Raw genomic sequence first — 22,046 nt, forward strand, 5'->3', positions numbered from 1 at the left:
CCTTCCTTCACGAGAAAGTCCTGACCATGTTCGGAATCGTCGGATACGGCGGCTATGTGCCCCGCCTGCGGCTTATGCGCCGCGCGGCGGCCGAGGCCAACGCCTGGTACGCCCCTCAGTTCGTCAACGCTGCCAAGGGCACTCGCGCCTTTGCTAACTGGGACGAAGACAGCATCACGATGGCGGTGGCCGCAGCGCGCGACTGCCTCGGCGCGGCGGATGATCGCTCGCGCATCGCCAGCGTGCTGCTGGCATCGGGCACGCTGCCCTTTGCCGAACGGCTGAATGCTGGTGTGGTGTGCGAGGCACTCACGCTGCGCGACGACGTGCAGGCGGCTGATGTCACCGGCTCGCAGCGCGCCGGCTTGTCGGCGCTCGCGCAGGCCGTGGCGCAGGTGCGCAGCGGCGGCGGCGATGTACTGGTGCTGGCATCTGACAACCGCAAGACACGTGCGGCCAGTTCGCAGGAACTTGACTTCGGCGATGGCGCTGCCGCGCTTCAGATCGGCCGCGACAAGGTGCTGGCCGAGTACCTGGGCGCCGGAACGGTCACGGTCGATTTCGTCGACCACTTCCGCGCCGCGGGAGAAGACATCGACTACGCCTGGGAAGAGCGCTGGGTGCGCGACGAGGGCATCACCAAACTCGTGCCGCGGGCCGTGAAGGCCGCGCTGGCCGAAGCGAAGGTCGAAGCTTCGCAGATCGACCACTTCATCTTCCCGACCACCTTCCAGAAGATGGACCAACAACTGGCCAAGGGCTGTGGCGTGCGCGCCGAGGCGGTGGTCGATTCGCTGGCCTCGCGCGTGGGCGACACCGGCCTGCCGCACGGCATGCTGCTGCTGGCCCACGTGCTCGAGCGCGCCGTGCCCGGCCAGCACATTCTGCTGGCCCAGTTCGGCAGCGGGGCACAGGCGATGGTGTTCCGTGTCACCGACGAGGTCCGCAACTTCCGCCCGGCCAAGGGCGTGAGCGAATGGGTCCGCCGCGGCGTCGAAGAAACGGCGTACACGCGCTTCCTGTCCTTCAAGGACCAGCTGGACCTGGAGCGCGGCATGCGCGGCGAACAAGACCGCAAGACCGCATTGTCCACTGCCTACCGCCATCGCAGCGCGATCCTGGGCCTGGTCGCCGGACGCTGCGAGGTGACCGGCAGCGTGCACTTCCCGCCGTCGCGCATCTCGTACGACCAGGGCAAGCCGCTGCAGGACACGCAGAAGCCCTACAAGCTGGCCGAGCGCCGCGGTTCCGTGCTGAGCTGGTCAGCCGAGTTCCTGTCGTTCCACCGCTCACCGCCGCACCGCTACGGGCAGGTCGACTTCGAAGGCGGTGGCCGCGTGCTGATGGAGTTCACCGACACCGGCGACGGCGAAATCGACGCCGGCAGCACGGTCGAGATGACGTTCCGGATCAAGGACATCGACGACCGCCGCGGCTACACCCGCTATTTCTGGAAAGCCACCCCGGTGCGCACCGCCGCAACGGAAAAAGGATCGGAGTAAATCATGGCCGCAGGTATTAAGGACAAAGTCGCCATCCTCGGGATGGGTTGCAGCAAGTTCGGCGAGCGCTGGGACGCGAGCCCCGAGGACCTCATGGTCGAGGCCTACAACGAGGCCATGGCCGACGCCGGCATCGCGCCCGAGCAGCTCGATGCTGCATGGTTCTCGACCCACATGGACGACGTCGGCACCGGCCGTGGCGGCACACCGATGGGCATTGCACTGCGCCTGCCCAACATCGGCGTGACGCGCGTGGAGAACTTCTGCGCCGGCGGCTCCGAGGCCATCCGCGCCGCGGTGTACGCGGTGGCCGCCGGCGCGTGCGACATCGCAATCGCGCTGGGCGTGGAAAAGCTCAAGGACACCGGCTACGGCGGCCTACCGGTGGCCACGGTCGGCACCTACATTCCGCAGTGGTATCCCAATGCGGTGGCGCCGGCCAACTTCGCGCAGCTGGCTTCGGCCTACCGCAGCAAGCATGGTGTCGATGCGGCGCTGCTCAAACGGGCGATTGCGCATGTCTCGGTCAAGAGCCATGCCAACGGCGCGAAGAACCCGAAGGCGCACTTCCAGAAGGCCGTGAGCGAAGAGACGGTGCTGAAGGCGCCGATCATCGCCGAGCCGCTGGGCCTGTTCGACTGCGCGGGCGTGTCCGACGGCGCGGCCGCCGTGATCGTCACGCGGCCCGACATTGCACGCAGCCTGGGCAAGCGCGACCTCGTGACCTTCAAGGCGCTGCAGATCGTGACCTCCAACGGCTGGGAGCTGCAATCCAACGAATGGGACGGCAGCTACGTGCACACCGCGCGCATCGCGGCGAAGCGCGCCTATGCCGAGGCCGGCATCACCCGGCCGCGCGAGCAGATCAGCATGACCGAGGTGCACGACTGCTTCTCGATCACCGAGCTGGTGACGATGGAGGACCTGGGCCTGTCCGATGTGGGCGGTGGTGTGAAGGACGTGCTCGACGGCATGTTCGATGCCGACGGAAAGATCCCGTGCCAGATCGATGGCGGCCTCAAGTGCTTCGGCCACCCGATCGGCGCCAGCGGCATCCGCATGCTCTACGAGATGTACCTACAGCTGCAGGGCAGGGCGGGCCCGCGCCAGCTGAGCAATCCCTCGGTGGGCCTCACGCACAACCTCGGTGGCCAGCCGTCGCAGAACGTCTGTTCGGTTTCCATCGTCGGCCTCGAAGGCGCCTGAGCGCCCGCCGTTCGCCCCCACCTCGTCCACGTGCAGATCATGACCGTCAGCATCACCCAATCCATCCACCGCGCTTTGCAGCAGAACCCGCAGCGCATCGCAACGATTGCCTACGGGCGTCGCCAGACCTACGCAGAGTTTGTCGGCCGCGTTCAGCATCTGGCCGGCGGCCTGCGCAGCCTTGGCGTCAAGAAGGGCGACCGGGTCGGCATCCTGTCGCTCAATTCGGACCGCTACCTTGAAGTCTTCATGGCGGTGTTCTGGCTTGGCGCGGCAATCAATCCGGCCAACACGCGCTGGAGTGCGAAGGAGCTCGCCTTCTCGTTCAACGATTGCGAGACCACGCAGCTCTTCGTGGACGACGCCCATCTGCCGCTGATGGACGAGGTGCGAGCTGAATCGCGCACGCTGCGCGAGATCATCTATCTCGGTAATGAGGCGTGTCCCGCGGGCATGGTCGACTATGAGCAGTTGATCGCGCAGTCCGACCCCGTGGACGACGTGGGCGCAGGCGGCGCCGACCTGGCAGCGGTGTTCTATACCGGCGGCACCACGGGTTTTCCCAAGGGTGTGATGGCCTCTCATGACAGCCTGATGGGTGCGGCTCTGAACCGGCTGGCCATGGGCTATCCCGTGGGCCCGGTGTACCTGCACGCCGCGCCCGTCTTTCACCTCGCGGGTGCCATGGGCGTCTGGTGGCAGTTCATTGCCGGCGGTACGCACGTCCTGCTGCCGACCTTCAACGCGCTGCAGTTCATGGAGACGGTCCAGAACGAGCGGGTGACCGACACGTTGCTCGTGCCGACCATGATCCAGATGGTGCTGGACCACCCCGAGTTCAGCAAGTTCGAACTGAGCAGCCTGAAGTTCATGGTGTACGGCGCATCGCCCATCGCCGAAACGCTGCTCGACCGCCTGACCGTCGCCTTCCCGCAGCTGGCACTGATGCAGGGCTACGGCATGACCGAGCTCTCGGGTTGTGTGAGCTATCTGCCGCCGCACTACCACACGGCCGACGGGCGTGCGCTGGGCAAGCTGCGTTCGGCCGGGCGTGCGGCGGCGTTGGCCGAGATCAAGATCGTCGGCGCCGACGGCAAGGAACTGCCACGCGGCACGGTAGGCGAGATCGCCGCACGGGGGATGTCCGCCATGACGGGTTACTGGAATCGCCCGGCAGACGATGCCATCACCCTGCGCGACGGCTGGGTGCACTCCGGCGACGGCGCCTACATGGACGAAGAAGGCTTCATCTTCATCGTGGACCGCATGAAGGACATGGTGGTCAGCGGCGGCGAGAACGTCTACTCGGCCGAGGTCGAGAACGCCGTCCTTAAGCACCCGGCCATCGCGGCGTGCGCCGTGATCGGCGTCCCGAGCGAGAAGTGGGGCGAGAGCGTGCATGCGGTGGTGGTACTCAAGCCGGGCCAGAGCGTGTCGGAAGCGGAGCTGATCGCCCATTGCAAGACGCTCATCGCGGGCTACAAGTGCCCGCGCAGCGTCGAGGTGCGCACGGAGCTTCCGCTGTCCGGCGCAGGAAAGATCCAGAAGAACAAGTTGCGCGAGTCGCACTGGGCCGGCCGCGGCCGCCAGGTCGCCTGAGCAGGCGCACCGACCCCTTCCTTTAAATGAAACGCCAAGGCATATGACTGTCCCTGCGAATCCGAACCCGGTGGTGTTGCTGGACCGGCCGGCCCCCCACGTGGCGCGCCTCCTGATCAACCGCCCCGACAAGCGCAATGCGATCGACCACGATGTGCGGCAAGCGCTCACCGCCGCGATCGCCGGCATCCGTGACGACGCCAGCGTGCGCGCGCTGGTGTTCGGTGGAACGGCGGGCGTGTTCTCGGCCGGCGGCGATGTGCCGAGCATGCTGGGCCTGGACGAGGCCGGCGCGCGGGCACGCATGCGGCACGTCGCGGTGCTGTGCCGCATGGTCGCGGCCTTGCGCATTCCGGTGGTCAGTGCCGTCGAAGGCATCGGCGCCGGCGCGGCTGTCGGCCTCGCGCTGCTGGGCGATCACATCGTCGTGGGGGCGGGCACCCGCATCCTGTTTCCCTTCCTCCAGCTCGGGCTGGTGCCGGACTGGGGGCAGATGCTCACGCTGCCGCGCCGTGTCGGCGTGCGCGAGGCCCGATGCATCCTTACGGCGGGCGTGCCTGTGCGCGGCGAGGAAGCGCAGCGCATCGGTCTGGCCGACGTGCTGGTGGCCGACGACCAGGTGATGGCCTGCGCCATCGAGAAGGCGAGTGAACTCGCGCGGCTCCCGATGGGGGCTTTTGCGCGGATGAAAGACCGGCTCACGCGTGTCTCTTCCTCGCTCGATTTCGAGCTGCAGCGCGAGGAAGACGACCAGGCGGTGAGCCTGACCAGCGACGAATTTCGCGAGGGCTACGACGCCTTCAAGAACAAGCGGCCCGCTGATTTCATCGCGATGCCGGGAGTGAAGGCATGACGGGCGCCGCCATCGGGCCGACACCGGAGGGCGTGCGGGTCGAGCGCGATGGCGCCGTCGGCATCGTCGTGCTGAACCGGCCGGAGAAGCGCAATGCTCTCGACATTGCCATGCGCCGCGCGATTGCCGAGGCGGTCATGGCGTTGGACCACGACGACGCGATTCGCGCCATCGTCATCACCGGCGGCACCGTGTTCGCGGCCGGCGCCGACCTGAACCTGCTGGTCGACAAGGGGGCGCAGCAGGTGGCCGGCATTGACCTGGGCCAGTACTGGGCGCCTGTGGCGCAATGCAGCAAGCCAACCATTGCAGCGGTCGCCGGGTTCGCACTTGGTGCGGGCTGCGAGTTGGCAATGATGTGCGACTTCATCGTGGCAGACCCGACCGCGCGCTTCGGCCAGCCGGAGCTGGCGGTGGGCATCATGCCCGGCGCCGGTGGCACCCAGCGCCTGCTGCGTGCAGTGGGCCGGCCGGTGGCTGCGATGCTCTTGCTGACCGGTGAGCAACTGACGGCCGATCGCGCCTTCCAGCTCGGCCTGGTGGCTGAACTGGTGGAGGAGGGCCAGGCACTGGAGCGCGCAACCGCGTTGGCCCGCAAGGCCGCGCGCATGCCGCCCAAGGCGGTCGCCGCTACGCGCCGCATGCTGCGCCAGGGCCCCGACCTGCCGCTCGACGCGGCCCTCGCGCTGGAGAACCGCGAGTTCCTGCTGCTCTTCGACACCCCCGACAAGACCGAGGGCATGCGTGCCTTCCTCGACAAGCGACGCCCGGAATTCACCGGCAAATGACCATGACAGACAAACTCAAGATCGCCGTCATCGGCGCCGGGACCATGGGTCGCGGCATTGTTCAGCTCTTCGCCCAGGCAGGGCACCGGGTGCATTGCTTCGACAGCTTCGAAGGCGCCGCAGGCAAGGCGGTGGAATTCGTCGTCGGCATGATCGGTCGCGGTGTCGAGAAGGGCCGCATCAATGCCGATGAATTCGAGCGTATCCGCGGTCAGATCCATGCCGCTGCGACGATGCAGGACCTGGCGGATTGCGACGTCCTGATCGAAGCCATCGTAGAAGACCTGGAGACCAAGCGCGCGCTGTTCCGTAGCCTCGAGGCTGTCGTGTCGCCGCAGGCGATCCTCGCGAGCAACACCTCGTCGCTCGTCGTGGCCGAGATCGCAGCCGCGTGCGCGCATCCGCAGCGGGTGGCGGGACTGCATTTTTTCAATCCGGTGCCGCTCATGAAGGTGGCCGAGGTGATTGCCGCGGTGCGTACCGCGCCGGCGATGGTGACCACCTTGCGCGACCTGGTCGCGGGAGCGGGCCATCGCGCGGTGGTTGCAGCGGACCAACCGGGGTTCCTCGTGAACCATGCGGGTCGCGGCCTGTACACAGAGGGGCTTCGCCTGCTCGAGGAGCAGTCGGCCAGCGTGGACCAGATCGACCTTGTGCTGCGCGAGGCGGCTGGCTTTCGCATGGGGCCTTTCGAGCTGCTCGACCTCACGGGGCTGGACGTGTCGAGCAAGGTGATGAGTTCGATCTACGAGCAGTTCCAGCAGGAGCCGCGCTTTCGTCCTTCGTCGCTGGTGCCGCCGCGGGTGGCGGCCGGGTTGTTCGGTCGCAAGACAGGGCAGGGCTGGTATGCCTACGAGGGCGATGCGCGACAGGTTCCAACGACGCCTCCAGTGCCGGCGCTGCCGGCCGGCCTTGAGGTCTGGGTGGCACCGGAGGCCACCGAGCGCGACGCATTGAAGGCGCTGGTGGAGGCCGCCGGCGCACGATGGGTCGAGCGCCCGACGCCCGAGGCTCTTCTGATCGTCCAGCCCTGGGGCGGCGACGCCACAGGCGAGGCGGTGGCGCTCGGGCTCGATGCTGCGTGTTGCGTCGCGATCGACCCGCTGCCCGGCCTGGGGCGCCATCGCACCCTCATGCTCACGGCGGCCACCGCGCCGGCCATGCGCGACGCCGCGCATGCGCTGTGCGCAAGCGACGGGGTGGGCGTCACGGTGATCAACGACAGCCCCGGCTTCATCGTGCAACGCGTGCTGGCGACCGTCGTCAACATCGCGGCACAGATCGCACAGCGCGGCATCGCATCGGTGGACGACATTGAAGACGCGGTGAAGCTGGGCCTCGGTTATCCGCAAGGCCCGCTGTCCTGGGGAGATCGTATCGGCGGTGCGCAGGTGCTCGCGATCCTGCGACGCATGCAGGCGGTGACGGGCGATCCGCGCTACCGACCCAGTCCCTGGCTCGAACGGCGCGTGGCGCTGGGCTTATCCCTGTGCACGGCCGAGGCCGCACGCCGATGACCGCTGTGCCGAAGGTCGGCACCGCTTACCCGCGCGCATCGCGCCGCGCCGCCGCCATGCCTTACCCAACGAATCCATCCACAGGAGAAAAATCATCATGAGCGAGACCGTGATTCACCCCATCAGCTACGACGCCGTCGTGATCGGCGCCGGTGCCGGAGGCCTCAGCGTGGCCGCGCGCCTCGTGGCCGCTGGCAAGAAAGTGCTGGTGGCCGAGAGCCTGAGCCGCGTGGGCGGCCGCGCCTCGAGCGAGCAGATCGACGGCTTCACCGTCAACATCGGCGCCATCGCGATCGAGAAGGGGTCCACCTTCGAAGAGACCTTCGCCTTGCTCGACGTCGAGCTCGACCTGCGCGAGCCCAACCCCGCGACCGTCTTCCTGATCGATGGCAAGATCATCAACGTCGCCAAGGGCGGCTGGGGTATGCTGCTGGGCGGTTTCACCAAGCAGGCGGCGAAGATCGGTGCCAAGTTCGCGGATGCGCGCGGCGGCGACCTGCCCGAGGCCAAGCTCACCACCAAGGAGTGGTTGTCGCAGTACACCAAGAACGAGACGGTGCATGCGATCTTCCGGAACCTGTGCGCGGCCATCTTCGCGGCCAACTCGGACGAGTTGCCCGCGCGGGCCTTCCTGACCTACTTCGCGGTCAAGGGTGCGTTCAAGCGCTTCGGCTTCTGCCCGCGCGGCACGGTCGGGCTGTGGAACGACCTGACCGATGCGATCCGCCGCCGTGGCGGCCAGGTCTGGCTCGACGCGCCGGTGGCGGCACTGAACATCGAGAACGGCCGAGCGACGGGCGTCGACCTGGTCAAGGACGGCGTGACGCTGCGCGTCAATGCGCGCGCGGTGATCAGTAACATCGGGCCGCATGCCACGGCGCTGCTGCCGGGCGCAGAAGCCTTCGGCGGTGAGTACATCGCGTTGGCGACCACCGGGCCGAAGCCGGCCGCCAACATCGTCATCAACTTCGCGACGCGCGAGCGCCTCTACGATGCGCCGGGCCTGCTCACCTTCGGGCGCACGCGCCGCCTGTGCAACATCGGTGAGCTGACCGCTACCTGCCCCGAGCTGGCGCCCGCAGGCTGGCACCAGTACGTGGCCTATGCCGTGCCGCACCCCGCGCTGGGCGACTTCGACAACGACGCCGAGGTTGAGGCCTCGCTGCAGGACCTGCGCGATCTTTTCCCGGGCTTCGCGAACGCGAAGATGCTGTCGGTGCGCGTCATGCGCGACGGCTGGCCGGCGCAGCGTTCCTGCGGTGGCTACGACCTGCCGCAGACCACGCCGCTGCCGAACTTCTGGCATGTGGGCGATGCGGTCAAGCCCTACGGCGACGGCGGCACGCAGGCCTGCGCGGACACAGGCCGTTCCGTGGCCAAGCTGGCGCTTGATGCGCTGGCCGCGGCGTGAGGCGGAACGCCATGGCCGCGAACCAAGACACCCAGGCCTGCGCGTCGCTGCTGGCGCGCTTGCGCCCGCTCTTCGAGCAGGCCACGCAGGCGCTGGCGCAATCCTGCGCCGAAGACGGCGTCTTCAGTGCGCATCGCTTCGATGCGCAGCAGGTCCCCAGCTACGAGCTGGCCTGGGCCAGTGCTGACTTGCTCGCGGCAGAAACGGCCATCCAGGGCGTCGGCAGCGGTGCGAATGCGCTTGAAACCGGCCTGGCGCTGGTCTTCGGCGTCGATGCCATCGGTTCGGTGCTGGCGCGCACGGAAATGCTCTTTCTCGAGCTCGGCCTGGACATCGCGCCGGTCCAGGCCTTTGCATCGGATGCCGCGTGGGCGGCCTTGCGCCGTTCGGCCGGCAGTGCGGCCGCGCTGCAGGCGACGGGCCGGGCGTTGGCCGATGCCGACGGCGAGGTCGGGGGCGTGGTGCTCGACGAGGCACATGCGATGGCGCAGGATGCTTTCCGCCGCTTTGCCGCCGATGTGGTGGCGCCGCAGGCGGAAGCACTGCACCGCCACGACCTCACGGTGCCCGAGAGCCTGCTACAGCCGCTGCGGGAGATGGGCGTGTTTGGCCTGTCGGTGCCCGAGCGCTTCGGCGGCCACGCGCCGAACGATCGCGACGACACACTGCTGATGGTGCTGGTCACCGAGGCCCTGTCCGAAGCGTCGCTGGCGGGCGCCGGCAGCCTGATCACGCGACCCGAGATCCTGAGCCGTGCGTTGATGGCCGGCGGCACCGAAGAACAGAAATCCCATTGGCTGCCGCGCATCGCGGCAGGTGATCCGCTGTGCGCGATTGCGATCACCGAGCCGGACTACGGTTCGGACGTCGCCAGCCTGATGCTGCGCGGTACGCGTGTCGAAGGCGGGTGGCGCCTGGACGGTGCCAAGACCTGGTGCACCTTCGCCGGCAAGGCAGGGCTGCTGATGGTGGTGGTGCGCACCGACCCCGATCGCTCGGCCGGCCATCGCGGACTGAGCCTGATGCTGGTGGAAAAGCCGTCGGACGACGGCCATGCATTCGCCTATCGCCAGAGTGAAGCGCAAGGTGGCGGGGGCCTGACCGGCAAGGCCATCGCGACCATCGGCTATCGCGGGATGCATTCGTTCGAGCTGTCGTTCGACCACTTGTTCGTGCCCGACAGCCATGTGATCGGCGGCGCGGCGGGTCTGGGCAAGGGTTTCTATTTCACGATGGCGGGCATGATGGGCGGGCGCATGCAGACCGCAGGGCGGGCTTCGGGCGTCATGCGCGCTGCCATCCGTGCCGCCTTGCGCTACACCGAGGATCGCAAGGTCTTCGGCGCGCCGTTGCTCGATTGTCCGCTGACGCTCGCCAAGCTGGCGCGCATGGGCGCGCGCTATGCCGCGTGCCAGCGGCTGGCCTACGCCGTGGCGCGAACCCTCGACGAGGGTGGAGGCCGCATGGAGGCCAGCCTGGTCAAGCTGCTGGCCTGTCGCTCGGCCGAGTGGGTGACTCGCGAGGCGCTGCAATTGCATGGCGGCAATGGCTATGCAGAAGAGAGCCCGGTGAGCCGCTACTTCGTCGACGCGCGCGTGTTGTCGATCTTCGAGGGCGCGGAGGAGACGCTGGCGCTCAAGGTCATCGCACGCAGCCTGCTCGAGCAGGCACTGGCCGACGCCACCCCTGCCCGATCGGTCGCCCCCGTGCATTGAGGAGCGGCGCGATGGACAACGCCAACCTGCTGGAGGACATGCGCGTGATCGAGGCCGCCGCCTTCGTGGCGGCGCCGCTCGGCGGCATGACGCTGGCCCAGATGGGCGCGGAGGTGATCCGCATCGATGCGCTGGGCGGCGGCCTGGACTACCGGCGCTGGCCGGTCACCCAGGACGGCACCAGCTTGTTTTGGGCCGGGCTCAACAAGGGCAAGAAATCCGTCACCCTCGATCTCGGCTCGCCCGAGGGCCGGGAGTTCGCGATGGCACTCATCGCTGCACCCGGTGAGGATGCGGGCATGCTGCTTACCAACTTCCCGCCGCGCGGCTGGCTGGACCACGGGAGCCTTCGCGAGCGGCGCAGCGACCTGATCCAGCTGACGGTGCAGGGCGACCGCCATGGCGGCTCAGCCGTGGATTACACGATCAACCCCCGCATGGGCCTGCCGTACCTCACCGGCAGAGGCGGGGCCGAAACGGTCATCAACCATGTGCTGCCGGCGTGGGACCTCGTCACCGGCCAGATGGCTGCGGCAGGGCTGCTGGCGGCGGAGCGGCATCGGCGGCGCCTGGGCGTGGGCCAACATGTGAAGTTGGCGCTCGAAGACGTGGCGCTCGCTGCCGTGGGCAGCCTGGGCTTTCTGGCGGAGGCGCAACTGGGGCAAGAACGAGGCCGCCACGGCAACCACCTGTTCGGTGCGTTCGGCCATGACTTCCCGACCTCGGACGGCGTGCGTGTGATGGTGGTCGGCCTCACAGGAAAGCAATGGCGTTCGCTCTGCGACGCACTGGCGATGGGGGACGAGATGGCCGCGATCGCGCAGCGCAGCGGGCTCGACCTTGCGCGCGAGGGCAACCGATTTCTCGCGCGCGAAGAGATCGCTGCCGTGGTCGCACGCTGGATGGGCGCCAGGCCGTTCGCGGACGTGGCCGCACAGCTCGATCGCCACGGCGTCTGCTGGGGCAAGTATCAAACCGTGACCCAGCTCGTGAGCGGAGACGAATCCTGTTCTTTGGCCAACCCGATGTTCGGCGAGATCGCGCAGCACGGCGTGGGTTCCCTGATCGCGCCGGGGCTGCCGCTCGATTTCTCTGCCGTGCCTCGGCGTGCAGTGCAGCCGGCGCCGCGGCTGGGAGCGGACACGGAGCAGGTGCTGTGCTCGGTGCTTGGCGTGGACAGCGCTGAGTTCGGTCGACTGCATGACAGAGGCGTGGTCGGCGGGTGATTTTCGACGTCCTCGCATGTGTGCCCCAACCCAATGAAGAACATCATGGAAAAAAAGTTTGCACTGCGTGTGCACGAGAGGTTCGCGCATGGCTGAAACCTCGCTTGCATTCGACACGCTGCGTTCGCTGCTGAGCGAACGCTACAGCTGCCGCGCGTTCCTGCCGGTGCCACTCGCACGCGGGCTGATCGAGCGCGTGCTCGATGCGGCCCAGCGCACCGCCTCCTGGTGCAACGCGCAGCCCTGGCAGGTCTACATCGCCAGCGGCCCGCGCTTGGAGCGGCTGCGCACGGCGCTGCTGGCCGCCGCGTCCGACGCACCTGCGCCCGACCTGTCGTGGCCGCGTGCGTACAACGGCATCTACCGCGAGCGTCGGCGCGAGTGCGCCATGGGTCTTTATGCGGCGGTCGGCATCGCAGAGGGCGACCGCGCGGCATCGGCGCGGCAGGCGAACGAGAACTTCCGGTTGTTCGGGGCGCCGCACCTGGTCATCGTGACGGCAGACGAGGCACTTGGCACTTATGGTGCCATTGACTGCGGCGCGTACGTCGCCAACTTTCTGACAGCCGCGCAAGCGCTGGGCATCGCGGCGATTCCGCAGGCGGCGGTGGCTGCACATCCCGCCGTGCTTCGTGCGCACCTCGCTATTCCGCAAGAGCGCCGCATCGTGTGCGGCATTTCATTCGGAATGGCCGACGCATCGCATCCGGCGAACGGCTTTCGCACCGCGCGCGCGCCGGTCAGCGACTGCGTGGTGTGGGTCGGCGAGGGTGACGAGGAGGGCAGTTGATCCCGCAGCTCAGCGCTTGGGCGGGGCAGGCGGCACGAAGCGCTGCCCTTTGAACCCGTACACGAACAACTGCGAGATGCGCGCGGCCAGTTCGCGCGGCGGTATCGCGCCGCTCTTCTCGTACCAGGTGAAGGTCCAGATGATCATGCCGAACAGCAGCATCGCGTAGGGGCCGCGTGGCGAGCGCGCGGGCATCAGCTCGGGGTTGATCTCGTGCAACACGCTCACGAGCAGGTCCACGATACGGTTCTCGAGCTTGCGCACTTCACGCCTTTGCGCGTCGGGCAGGAACTTGATGTCGTTCATCAGCACCAGGTGTTCGTTGCGCGAGTTGGCCCCCCGCGCAACGAAGGTCTCGACATACCGGTTGAAGCGCTCTTCGGCCGGTAGCGCCTGGGTCACAACGGTCTCGAGCTCGTCCAGTTGCGCCGTGATGTGCACGCGCACGATCTCGAAGAGCAGGTCTTCCTTGCGAGCGAAGTAGTGGTAGAGGTGCGACTTCGAGGCGCCGCAGGCTTGCGCGACCTCGATCATGGTGGATCCCTCGAAACCTTTGCGGGCGAACAGCGCCGCGGCCTGGTCCAGGATCGACTGTCGTTTGTCGTCGTAGTCGTCTGCGCGTACCCGTGTCATGGCTTGGTCCTGTGATGTGTGGATGCAGTGGCAGCGCTGGCCGCGAGTCCTCCGAGGAGACGCGGGCGCAGCTTGTCAATATTCCGCTGAGGTTCTATTATTAGACCGACGAGACGGTCTATATGCGATTTGTTTGGATGTGGATGGTCGAAATTCTTTGGGGACAGCATGCGTGAAAACGAAATTCTTCTGATCGTGGGTGCCGGTCATGCCGGTGCCGAGTTGGCGGTGGCTGCGCGGCAGCAAGGCTGGCTCGGTCGTATCGATTTGATCGGCGACGAGGCCATGCTGCCGTACCAGCGACCCCCGCTGTCCAAAGCATACCTGCATGGTGCCGCGAGCTTTGAGTCGCTTGCACTGCGGCCTGCGTCGGCCTATGAGGCGGCCAGGGTTCAAGTGCATTCGGGCGCGCAGCTCGTCCAGATCGACCGGGCGGGTCATCGTGTCCATCTCCAGGACGGCCGGGTCATGCCCTACACGAAGCTGGCGTTGTGCATGGGCGGGCGCCCGCGCACGCTCGTGTTGCCTGGGCTGGACGCAGGTGCGAAGCCGCGCAACCTGCACTACCTTCGAACGCTCACGGATGCCGATGCGATTCGCGCCGGGCTGAAAGAAGGCGCACGCCTGGTCGTCTTGGGCGGTGGCTATGTCGGACTCGAGCTGGCGGCGTCGGCGCGAAAGTTCGGCGCCGAGGTGACGGTGATCGAGGCACTGCCGCGTGTGCTTGCACGGGTGACCGGTGCGCAGGTGGCGGCCTTCTACGAAGCCGTGCATCGCGAGGCGGGCGTGCAGCTGCGCACCGGGCTGTCCGTCGAACGCGCAGAACTGGCGGACGATGGCGCAATCACCGCGCTGGTGTGTGCTTCGGGCGAACGCATTGCCGCCGACATCGTGGTCGCCGGCATTGGCATGCTCCCCAACGTGGAACTGGCGCAGGCGGCTGGACTCGCCATCGACGGCGGGATCGTGGTCGACGCGTTCTCGCAAACCTCCGACCCCGACATTTTTGCGGCGGGCGATTGCACCGCGCATCACAGTGCGCTCTACAACCGGCACATTCGCCTCGAGTCCGTACCGAACGCATTGGAGCAGGCCAGGGCCGCCGCCTCGGCGTTGTGCGGCAAGCCCAAGCCCAACCACGCGGTGCCGTGGTTCTGGTCGGATCAGTACGACCTCAAGTTGCAGATGGTCGGCTTGTCGCAGGGCCACGACGCCTGTGTGCTGCGAGGCGATCCCGCATCGCGGCGCTTCATCGCCTTCTACCTCAAGGAGGGGGTCGTGATCGCGGCCGATGCGGTGAACCGGCCAGCCGATTTCATGCTCGCGAAGCGGCTGGTTGCCGCGGGTGTGAGGGTGGATGGCCCCGCGCTGGGCGACGAATCCGTGTCCCTCAAAGATCGTCTGCCGGCTTCGCCAGCAGCGCCTGCGACTGTCGCGCAGCTGGGATAAGCCGCGGCGGCCCCTGTTGAGACCACTTTCCACTGACTCACTGCAACAACGAAATCACGAGGATGCCTATGAACATACTGATCGTCTACGCCCACCCGGAACCGAAGTCCTTCAACCGCGGCCTGCTGAACCGCTCGATACAGGTTCTGCAGGAGGAGGGACACCAGGTCGTGGTGTCCGACCTCTATGCCATGGGCTTCAATCCGGTCGCCAGTGCCGAGGACTTCCGCGAGCGGCGCTTCCCCGATGCGCTGCAGTACGACCGTGAGCAGAAGCATGCCCACGAACACCAGGCCTTCGCGCCGGACATCCAGGCGGAGATCGACAAGCTGCTCGCGTGCGACATGCTGATCCTGCAGTTCCCGCTGTGGTGGTTCTCGGTGCCGGCCATCATGAAGGGCTGGTTCGACCGCGTGTTCGTCAATGGCGTGGTGTACGGCAAGGGCCGGCGCTTCGACGCCGGCGGCATGAAGGGGCGGCGCGCGCTCGTGTGCACCAGCACCGCGTGCCTGCCCGGCATGGTCGAGCCCGACGGCCTGCTGGCCCATCTGGACGTGAATCTGTGGCACCTGCTCCATGGCACGCTGGCCTACGCGGGCTTCGAGGTACTGGCGCCGCATGCCTCGTGGTCCATCCACTACACCACACCCGAGACGCGCGCCGGCTACATCGATGCGTTCTCCCTGCGACTGCGTGGCATCGGCCAGGAAGCGCCAATGCCGTTGCACCGGCTCGATGAATTCGGTGCGGACTGGCGTCTAAAGCCGGGCATCGCACCGCGCACGAACGGCCATCGCCGGCCGGAGCTGACCGCGGAATGAACGACGCGGCTGTGGACAGCGCCCTCACGCTGGCGCAGCGAATGGCGTTGGACCGGATTGCGCCGCAGACCTGGCGCAGCCGCTACAGCGACTCGAACCAGAACGGCCGCTCCTATGGAGGTCAGTTGTTGGGGCAGGCGTTCCATGCGGCGTTGCTCGATGCGCCGCCGGAGCGAGAGCCCACGGCGATGCAATTCCTGTTTCTGCAGGGCGCGATGCCGGACCAACCGGTCGACTACACGGTGTCGGAGCTGCAGAACGGCAAGCGTTTTCACTCGGTCGGCGTGCGCGGGGCGCAGGGTGAGCGCACGGTGCTCCAGGCCCAGGTGAGTTGCGCGTTGCCTCTTGATGGGCCGACGCACGCGCGGCCAAGCCTGGCGCCCGCCGACGAAGCGCCCGAGCGCCTGTCTCGCCTGGCGCAAGTGTCGCCGACGCTGCGCGACCAGTTGGCGCTGATGGGCGGGTATGGCCGCGATGTCAACGACTGCATCGAGTTCCGCATTCCGGACGCAGAACGCCAACTGGACGGGGCCACGGCAGACCATCGATTCCGTTACTGGATGCGGGTGCCGCACAGCCTGCCCGATGCGCCGCGGGTGCAGGCCGCGTGCTTTGCCTATCTGTCCGATTGGTGGCTCAACTTCTGCAGCATGGCGCCGCATCTGAAGCGGGCGGGTGAGCGGCCGATCTACATCACCAGCCTCAACCATGGCGTGTGGCTGCACCGGGTGCCGCGCTGCGATGGCTGGCTGCACGTGGCGTCCGAGAGCCTGCATGCGGCACATGGGCGTGGACTCTCCATTGCCCATTACCACGACCTCGAGGGGCGTCATGTGGCAACGGCCACTCAGGACTGCCTGCTGGCCTACGCGGACTGATTGAGCGGCACGCAGGCATGTGCGGGAGACCGTGCAGGGCGCCAGATATTCCGATTCGCGAGAACACGGTCCCTTCGAGGGTAATCCCCAGCGTCGGGGCTCTTGAAGGCTCTCATAATTCGCGCATTATCAGACCGACGAGACGGTCTATAAAAGAGCATATTCCTTTTCACAAGGCCGGCGGTGCCGGCCTCAAATTTCTCGATGTATGGTCATCACTCAACCTTCAGGCGACCCCCCGAAGCCCGCGCTTGCCATCCACAACATCCAGGTGGTCTATGGCGGAGCCATCGAAGCCGTGCGTGACGTGTCGCTGGAAGTCCGGCCAGGTCAGATCGTGGCCTTGCTGGGCTCCAACGGCGCGGGCAAGTCCACGGTCCTCAAGGCCGTGTCGGGCGTGCTGGATGCCGAAGACGGCGAGATCGAGAAGGGCTCGATCCTGCTGAACGGCCAGGCCATCGAAAAGGCGCTGGCGCCCGCCATCGTGCGCCAGGGCATGGTGCAAGTGCCCGAAGGGCGCCGCTTGTTCGCCACGCTGACGGTGGAAGAGAACTTGATCGCAGGAGCGCATCTGCAGTCTGCAGCCAGCCTCGCGCGTGGGCGTGAGGAAGTGTTTGCGCTGTTCCCGCGGCTGGCCGATATGCGTGGCACTGTCGCGGGCTACCTCTCCGGTGGTGAGCAGCAGATGGTGGCCATCGGGCGTGCGCTCATGAGCCGGCCGCGCGTGCTGGCGCTCGACGAGCCTTCGCTAGGCCTGGCGCCGCTGATCGTCAGCGAGATCTTTCAGAGTATCCAGAAGCTGCGTGACACCACCGGCCTGACGATCCTGCTGGTCGAGCAGAACGCCAACCGGGCCCTGGCCATTGCCGACTACGCCTACATCATGGAGAACGGTCGCGTCGTGCTGGACGGCACCAGCGAGCAACTGCGCCGTAACGCCGACGTGCGCGAGTTCTACCTTGGCCTGAGCTCGCAGCCCGGGCGCACCAGCATGAAAGACGTCAAGCACTACAAGCGCCGCAAGAGGTGGCTGTCATGAGCACGCTCGCGCAAACCCCGGTCCTGGAGGCGATCGGCATCTCCAAGCGTTTCGGCGGCGTCAAGGCCGTGAATGGAGTCAGCCTGAAGGTGATGCCGGGCGAGATCGTGAGCCTGATCGGCCCCAATGGCGCCGGCAAGACCACCACATTCAACCTCGTCAGCGGCGTGTTGCCGCCCAGCGAGGGGCAGATCCTGTTCAAGGGCCAGGACACGGCGAGGCTCAAGTCTTCCGAGTTTGCCCGCCTGGGCATCGGCCGCACCTTTCAGAACCTGGCGCTCTTCCGTCAAGGCAGCGTGATCGAGAACCTGCTGGTCGGGCGCCACATCCACTTCAACTATTCCGTGTTGGAGTCACTCGCGTTCTGGGGCCGCCCCCGGCGCGAGGAGATCGCCGCGCGCGAAAAGGTCGAACAGATTATCGAGTTCCTGGAGATCGAAGAGTTGCGCGACAAGCCGGTGAGCCAGTTGGCCTATGGCCAGCAAAAACGTGTCGAGCTGGGCCGGGCGCTGGCCTGCGAGCCCAGCCTGTTGCTGCTCGACGAAATCGTGGCGGGCATGAACCGTGAAGAGAAAGAGGACATCGCCCGCTTCACCCTGGACATCCGCGACGAATTCGGCGTCGCGGTGCTGATGATCGAACATGACATGCAAGTGGTGATGGACCTTTCGGACCGTGTGTACGTACTGGATTTCGGTTGCCTGATCGCGCAGGGAACGCCGGCCGACGTGGCAGCGAACCCGGCCGTGCTGGCGGCCTACCTCGGAGAGGAGGGCAGCCATGTTTGAGCACGAGCAATTGATTCGCGGTGAAGGCACGCTGCCGGCTTTGCTGCGCGCGCATGCCCTGGAGTGCGGCGCGCAGGTGGCGCTGCGCGAGAAGGTCAACGGCATCTGGCGCACGCGCACCTGGGCCGACTACTATCGCGACGCGCGCCGCACGGCACTGGGCCTGATGAAGCTCGGCCTGCTGCGCGGCGACCGCATCATCATCGCGGCCGAAGGGCTCCCAGAGTGGTTCTATGCCGACCTCGGTGCCCAGATGATCGGTGTGCAGGTGGTGGGCATCTATCCCACCAACCCCTGGGCCGAGGTGCTGTACATCGCAGGCCACTGCCAGGCGAAGGTGGCGATCACCGGCGACCAGGAGCAGACCGACAAGGTGCTCGACGCGATGGCCAGCGAAGCCGGCTTGCCGCATCTGCAGCATCTCTTTTGCGTCGACATGAAAGGACTGCGCCGCTACGAGCCGGGCCGGCCGCACAGCTTCGCGCACCTGCTGGCGCTGGGTGACCAGCTCGCGGCCGAGGACGCCACGGCGGAAAAGCGGCTGGACGCCAGCATCGAGAGCCTGGTGCCGGATGACGTCAACATCCTGGTCTACACCTCCGGGACCACCGGGCCGCCGAAGGGCGCGATGCTCACGCACCGCAACTTCATCTATGGCACCTACGCTTACCGCGCGGCGCGGCAGATGCACGACCAGCCGTTCGAATCGGTGTGCTACCTGCCTTTGTGCCACGTTGCGGAGCGTGCCTACTCCACGGTGCAGCACCTGATCTCGGGCGGTTGCGTGAACTTTGCCGAGTCCGTCGACACGGTGGCCACCAACATCCGCGAGATCGCTCCAACCTTCTTTCTCGGCGTGCCGCGCATCTGGGAGAAGTTGCAGCAGGGCTTCGAGTTCAAGATGAAGGACAGCACCCGTCTGTCCCGCTGGGTCTACCGCGTCGGCATGAAGCGAGGGCGGGTGCTGTCCGATCGTCGTGCGGCCAAGGGCCGGCTCACGGCGCTGGGTGATCGGCTGGAATTCGGCTTCTGGTACGCCGCGCTGTTTCGCAATATGCAGCGCCACATGGGATTGAACCGCACCCACACCCGCATGTGCGGCGGCGCGTCGGTGTCGCCCGAGACCCTGCGTTTCTTCGACATCATCGGCGTGCCGGTGGGGCAGGGCTACGGACTCACAGAGTCGTGCGGACTGGGGTTCGTGCAAGTGCCGGGACGCCCTTTCCTGAATGCCAGTTGCGGACCCGCGATGCCAGGAACTGAATGGAAGCTTGGCGCGGACGGTGAAGTCTTCCTGCGCTCGCCCGGTGTCTTCAAGGGCTACCTGTTCGACGACAAGGGCACGAGGGAGATCCTGCAGGCCGACGGCTGGCTCGCCTCCGGCGACATCGTGGAACTGCGCGGCGAGGATGAGGTCGCGGTGGTGGACCGCAAGAAGGCCATCATCATCACCAGCGGCGGCAAGAACATCGCGCCCTCGGAGATCGAGAACGCGTTGAAGGACAGCCCGTACATCCGCGAGGCCATCGTGGTGGGGGAGGGCCGCAAGTTCCTGGGCGGCCTGATCCAGATCGACTTCGACAGCGTGGGCCGATGGGCCGCCGAGCGCGACCTGCAATACACCACGTTCAAGTCGGTGACGCTCCTGCCCGATGTCGTGGCGCTCATCCAGGGCGTGGTCGACGAGGTGAACTCGCGTTTTGCACGAGTGGAAAACATCCGCAGGTTCGTGCTCCTCGAAAAAGAGCTGGACCACGACGACGGCGAAGTCACCGCCACACAGAAGGTCCGCCGCGGCCTCATCAACAAGAAGTTCGCGCGCGAGCTCGAACAGATCTACGGGCAAGCGTCATGAGCTATTTCATCGAACTGGTCGTTTCGGGCCTGGCAATCGGTGCCATCTACGGACTGGTCGCGATGGGCTTCGCGGTGATCTACAAGGCCACCGGCATCGTCAACTTCGCACAGGGCGAGATGGGCATGCTCACCGCCTACACGTCCTGGTCGATCGCCGTCACCCTGGGCACCGGCGCCGTGCTGACGGTGCTCGTGGCGGTGGCGGTGGGCGCGCTCCTGGGCCTGATTTGCGAGCGGCTCATCATGCGACCCATGCTCGGCGAATCGGTGCTGTCCGTCGTGCTGGTGACGGTGGGCCTGTCCGTGATGCTGCGTTCCCTGGTGACCCTGATCTGGGGCGCCTCGCCGCAGAAGTTTGCGGTGGCGGGCGCGGACACCATCGTGCACGTGGGCGGGATCGGCATGCGTGTGAGCCAGATCGCCGTGATCGCCGTGCTGCTGCTGGCGCTGGCGGGCTTCTGGTTTTTCCTGAGCCGCAGCCGATTCGGTGTTGCCATGCGCGCGGTGGCGGCCGATGAGAAAACGGCGCGTCTGATGGGCGTGTCCACGGCGCGCGTGCAGGCGGTGGCCTGGGCGGCAGCGTCCGGCCTCGCCGGTCTCGCGGGCGCTTTCTTCGCGGTCATCTATGGCCTGGCGCCCACCATCTTCGAACTCGGCCTGAAAGCCTTTCCTGCCACGGTGCTGGGTGGCTTCGACGCAATCCTGGGCTCAGGGGTCAGCGGCCTGGTGATCGGCGTGCTGGAGAACCTCGTGGGCGGCTACCTGCCGAGCACGCTCAAGGAGATCGCCGGCTTCGTCCTGATTCTGGTGGTCCTGATGGTGCGGCCCTTCGGTCTGTTCGGTGAAAAAAGAATTGAGAGGGTCTGATGCGCAGCGGCTTCTTCAAACAAAAGTACAGCGATCTGGTGGTCCTGACGGATTCGCCCGCGGTGAAAGCCTGGGTGGCGGTCTTGTTGGTCGCACTGATCGGGGCGCCGTTCGTCATGAGCAACTACGTGTTGTCGCACATGACGGTGATCCTGTTCACGATCGTGGGCGCACTGGGCCTGATGGTGCTCACCGGGTTCACCGGACTGATCTCGCTGGGCCACGTCGGCTTTCTCATGCTGGGCGGCTACGCCTATGCGATCGGTGTCACGCGACTGGGCCTGCCGCCCGAGCTTGCGCTCGTGATGTCGGCCGTCGTGCCGGCAGCCTTTGGGTTGATCGTGGGCATTCCTTCGCTGCGATTGCATGGGCTCTACCTTGCAATCACAACCTTGGCGTTTGCGCACATCGTGAGCGCCGGCATCCTCGCGGGCGGCAAGTTCACCGGGGCGGGCAGTGGGATCGCCGTCGAGCGCCCGGTCATGCTCGGAATGGACCTGTCCAGCGACAGGGCCTTCTACTGGTTCTGCGTGGCGATGTGCGTGCTGGCGGTGATTGTGGTGTTGAACCTACGGCGCTCCTATGTCGGCCGGGCGCTGGTGGCGATCCGCGACAACGACATCGCGGCGCGCACCATGGGCATCAGCCTGGTGCGCTACAAGCTGCTGGCATTTCTCGTGAGCGCGGCGCTCACCGGTGTGGCCGGGGCGCTGATGGGCATGTACATGAGCATCGTCTCGGTGGAGGGCTATCCCTTCCTGCTGAGTATCGAAGCGCTGGCGGTGATCATCGTCGGCGGCATCGGCTCCGTGCTCGGTGCCGTGCTTGGCGCCGTGTTCATCGTCAGCATGCCCGAGGTGTTCTCGGCGCTGATGGCCGGCCTCGGCGGTCGCCTGGCCGAGCTGATGACGACCAGTGCGCATGAGATCAAGACCATTCTCTATGGCCTGGCCATCGTCGCCTTCCTGCGCTTCGATCCGCGTGGCCTGCGCGGCATGTGGCACGACCTGCGCCACGCTTGGGTGTTCTGGCCGCTTCGCTACTGAATTTCGCGAGTTTTCCCAACGGCTGATTGCCACAACTATCAGGAGACATTCATGAAGCACA

Annotated in this window: 19 protein-coding genes; 18 read left to right on the forward strand and 1 reads right to left on the reverse strand. The window is 66.6% G+C overall.

Features of this window, described 5'->3' with window-relative positions; genetic code table 11:
• The first annotated feature begins 26 nt into the window (after window positions 1-26).
• From ACAM42_RS15070 to ACAM42_RS15115, 10 genes are all read left to right on the forward strand, one after another.
• Window positions 27-1,502 carry a hydroxymethylglutaryl-CoA synthase family protein gene (locus tag ACAM42_RS15070; RefSeq protein WP_369632498.1) on the forward strand — a complete coding sequence of 492 codons (1,476 nt, stop codon included), beginning with the start codon at window positions 27-29 and terminating at the stop codon, window positions 1,500-1,502.
• Between the two features lie 3 nt (window positions 1,503-1,505).
• Complete coding sequence (locus tag ACAM42_RS15075; protein WP_369632499.1) at window positions 1,506-2,708, forward strand: acetyl-CoA acetyltransferase; 1,203 nt, start codon at window positions 1,506-1,508, stop codon at window positions 2,706-2,708.
• A gap of 39 nt (window positions 2,709-2,747) precedes the next feature.
• The gene (locus ACAM42_RS15080) at window positions 2,748-4,307 is read left to right on the forward strand and encodes a long-chain fatty acid--CoA ligase (RefSeq protein WP_369632500.1); all 1,560 of its coding nucleotides are present in this window, start codon (window positions 2,748-2,750) and stop codon (window positions 4,305-4,307) included.
• A 43-nt stretch (window positions 4,308-4,350) separates the two neighbouring features.
• Window positions 4,351-5,160, forward strand: a complete 810-nt coding sequence (locus ACAM42_RS15085; RefSeq protein ID WP_369632501.1) for an enoyl-CoA hydratase/isomerase family protein — start codon at window positions 4,351-4,353, stop codon at window positions 5,158-5,160.
• Entirely contained in the window at window positions 5,157-5,948 is a 792-nt protein-coding gene (locus tag ACAM42_RS15090) for an enoyl-CoA hydratase-related protein (protein WP_369632502.1), read from the forward strand. The genes ACAM42_RS15085 and ACAM42_RS15090 overlap by 4 nt, the downstream gene beginning before the upstream one ends.
• Window positions 5,949-5,950: 2 nt before the next feature.
• Entirely contained in the window at window positions 5,951-7,465 is a 1,515-nt protein-coding gene (locus ACAM42_RS15095) for a 3-hydroxyacyl-CoA dehydrogenase (protein ID WP_369632768.1), read from the forward strand.
• 97 nt (window positions 7,466-7,562) lie between these two features.
• Window positions 7,563-8,876: a phytoene desaturase family protein gene (locus ACAM42_RS15100; RefSeq protein ID WP_369632503.1), complete on the forward strand. Its 1,314-nt coding sequence runs from the start codon at window positions 7,563-7,565 to the stop codon at window positions 8,874-8,876.
• A gap of 59 nt (window positions 8,877-8,935) precedes the next feature.
• Complete coding sequence (locus ACAM42_RS15105) at window positions 8,936-10,591, forward strand: acyl-CoA dehydrogenase family protein (RefSeq protein ID WP_369632504.1); 1,656 nt, start codon at window positions 8,936-8,938, stop codon at window positions 10,589-10,591.
• 11 nt (window positions 10,592-10,602) lie between these two features.
• Window positions 10,603-11,817 carry a CoA transferase gene (locus ACAM42_RS15110; RefSeq protein ID WP_369632505.1) on the forward strand — a complete coding sequence of 405 codons (1,215 nt, stop codon included), beginning with the start codon at window positions 10,603-10,605 and terminating at the stop codon, window positions 11,815-11,817.
• A gap of 88 nt (window positions 11,818-11,905) precedes the next feature.
• The gene (locus ACAM42_RS15115) at window positions 11,906-12,607 is read left to right on the forward strand and encodes a nitroreductase (RefSeq protein WP_369632506.1); all 702 of its coding nucleotides are present in this window, start codon (window positions 11,906-11,908) and stop codon (window positions 12,605-12,607) included.
• Window positions 12,608-12,616: 9 nt separating this feature from the next.
• Here the strand turns inward: ACAM42_RS15115 and ACAM42_RS15120 are convergent, their stop codons facing one another.
• On the reverse strand, window positions 12,617-13,240 hold the full coding sequence (locus tag ACAM42_RS15120; protein WP_369632507.1) for a TetR/AcrR family transcriptional regulator: 624 nt from the start codon (window positions 13,238-13,240) through the stop codon (window positions 12,617-12,619).
• 168 nt (window positions 13,241-13,408) lie between these two features.
• Here ACAM42_RS15120 and ACAM42_RS15125 point away from each other — a divergent pair, with 168 nt between their 5' ends.
• The 8 genes from ACAM42_RS15125 to ACAM42_RS15160 all read left to right on the forward strand — a co-directional run bounded on the left by ACAM42_RS15125 (window position 13,409) and on the right by ACAM42_RS15160 (window position 21,985).
• The gene (locus ACAM42_RS15125) at window positions 13,409-14,689 is read left to right on the forward strand and encodes an NAD(P)/FAD-dependent oxidoreductase (RefSeq protein WP_369632508.1); all 1,281 of its coding nucleotides are present in this window, start codon (window positions 13,409-13,411) and stop codon (window positions 14,687-14,689) included.
• Window positions 14,690-14,757: 68 nt separating this feature from the next.
• Window positions 14,758-15,510 (forward strand): NAD(P)H-dependent oxidoreductase, encoded by a 753-nt coding sequence (locus tag ACAM42_RS15130; RefSeq protein WP_185993583.1) that lies wholly within the window; start codon window positions 14,758-14,760, stop codon window positions 15,508-15,510.
• Window positions 15,507-16,388 (forward strand): acyl-CoA thioesterase II, encoded by an 882-nt coding sequence (locus ACAM42_RS15135; protein WP_139701764.1) that lies wholly within the window; start codon window positions 15,507-15,509, stop codon window positions 16,386-16,388. Before ACAM42_RS15130 ends, ACAM42_RS15135 begins: the two co-directional genes overlap by 4 nt.
• Window positions 16,389-16,596: 208 nt before the next feature.
• The gene (locus tag ACAM42_RS15140; RefSeq protein ID WP_369632509.1) at window positions 16,597-17,427 is read left to right on the forward strand and encodes an ABC transporter ATP-binding protein; all 831 of its coding nucleotides are present in this window, start codon (window positions 16,597-16,599) and stop codon (window positions 17,425-17,427) included.
• Entirely contained in the window at window positions 17,424-18,215 is a 792-nt protein-coding gene (locus tag ACAM42_RS15145; RefSeq protein ID WP_139701762.1) for an ABC transporter ATP-binding protein, read from the forward strand. The genes ACAM42_RS15140 and ACAM42_RS15145 overlap by 4 nt, the downstream gene beginning before the upstream one ends.
• Window positions 18,208-20,070 carry a long-chain fatty acid--CoA ligase gene (locus tag ACAM42_RS15150; RefSeq protein ID WP_369632510.1) on the forward strand — a complete coding sequence of 621 codons (1,863 nt, stop codon included), beginning with the start codon at window positions 18,208-18,210 and terminating at the stop codon, window positions 20,068-20,070. The genes ACAM42_RS15145 and ACAM42_RS15150 overlap by 8 nt, the downstream gene beginning before the upstream one ends.
• Entirely contained in the window at window positions 20,067-20,939 is an 873-nt protein-coding gene (locus ACAM42_RS15155; protein ID WP_369632511.1) for a branched-chain amino acid ABC transporter permease, read from the forward strand. Before ACAM42_RS15150 ends, ACAM42_RS15155 begins: the two co-directional genes overlap by 4 nt.
• Window positions 20,939-21,985, forward strand: coding sequence for a branched-chain amino acid ABC transporter permease (locus ACAM42_RS15160; protein WP_369632512.1), 1,047 nt, complete (start codon window positions 20,939-20,941; stop codon window positions 21,983-21,985). The genes ACAM42_RS15155 and ACAM42_RS15160 overlap by 1 nt, the downstream gene beginning before the upstream one ends.
• The last annotated feature ends 61 nt before the right edge of the window (window positions 21,986-22,046 follow it).

It is taken from the genome of Variovorax sp. V35 (assembly GCF_041154465.1).
In the GTDB taxonomy this organism is placed as follows: domain Bacteria; phylum Pseudomonadota; class Gammaproteobacteria; order Burkholderiales; family Burkholderiaceae_C; genus Variovorax; species Variovorax boronicumulans.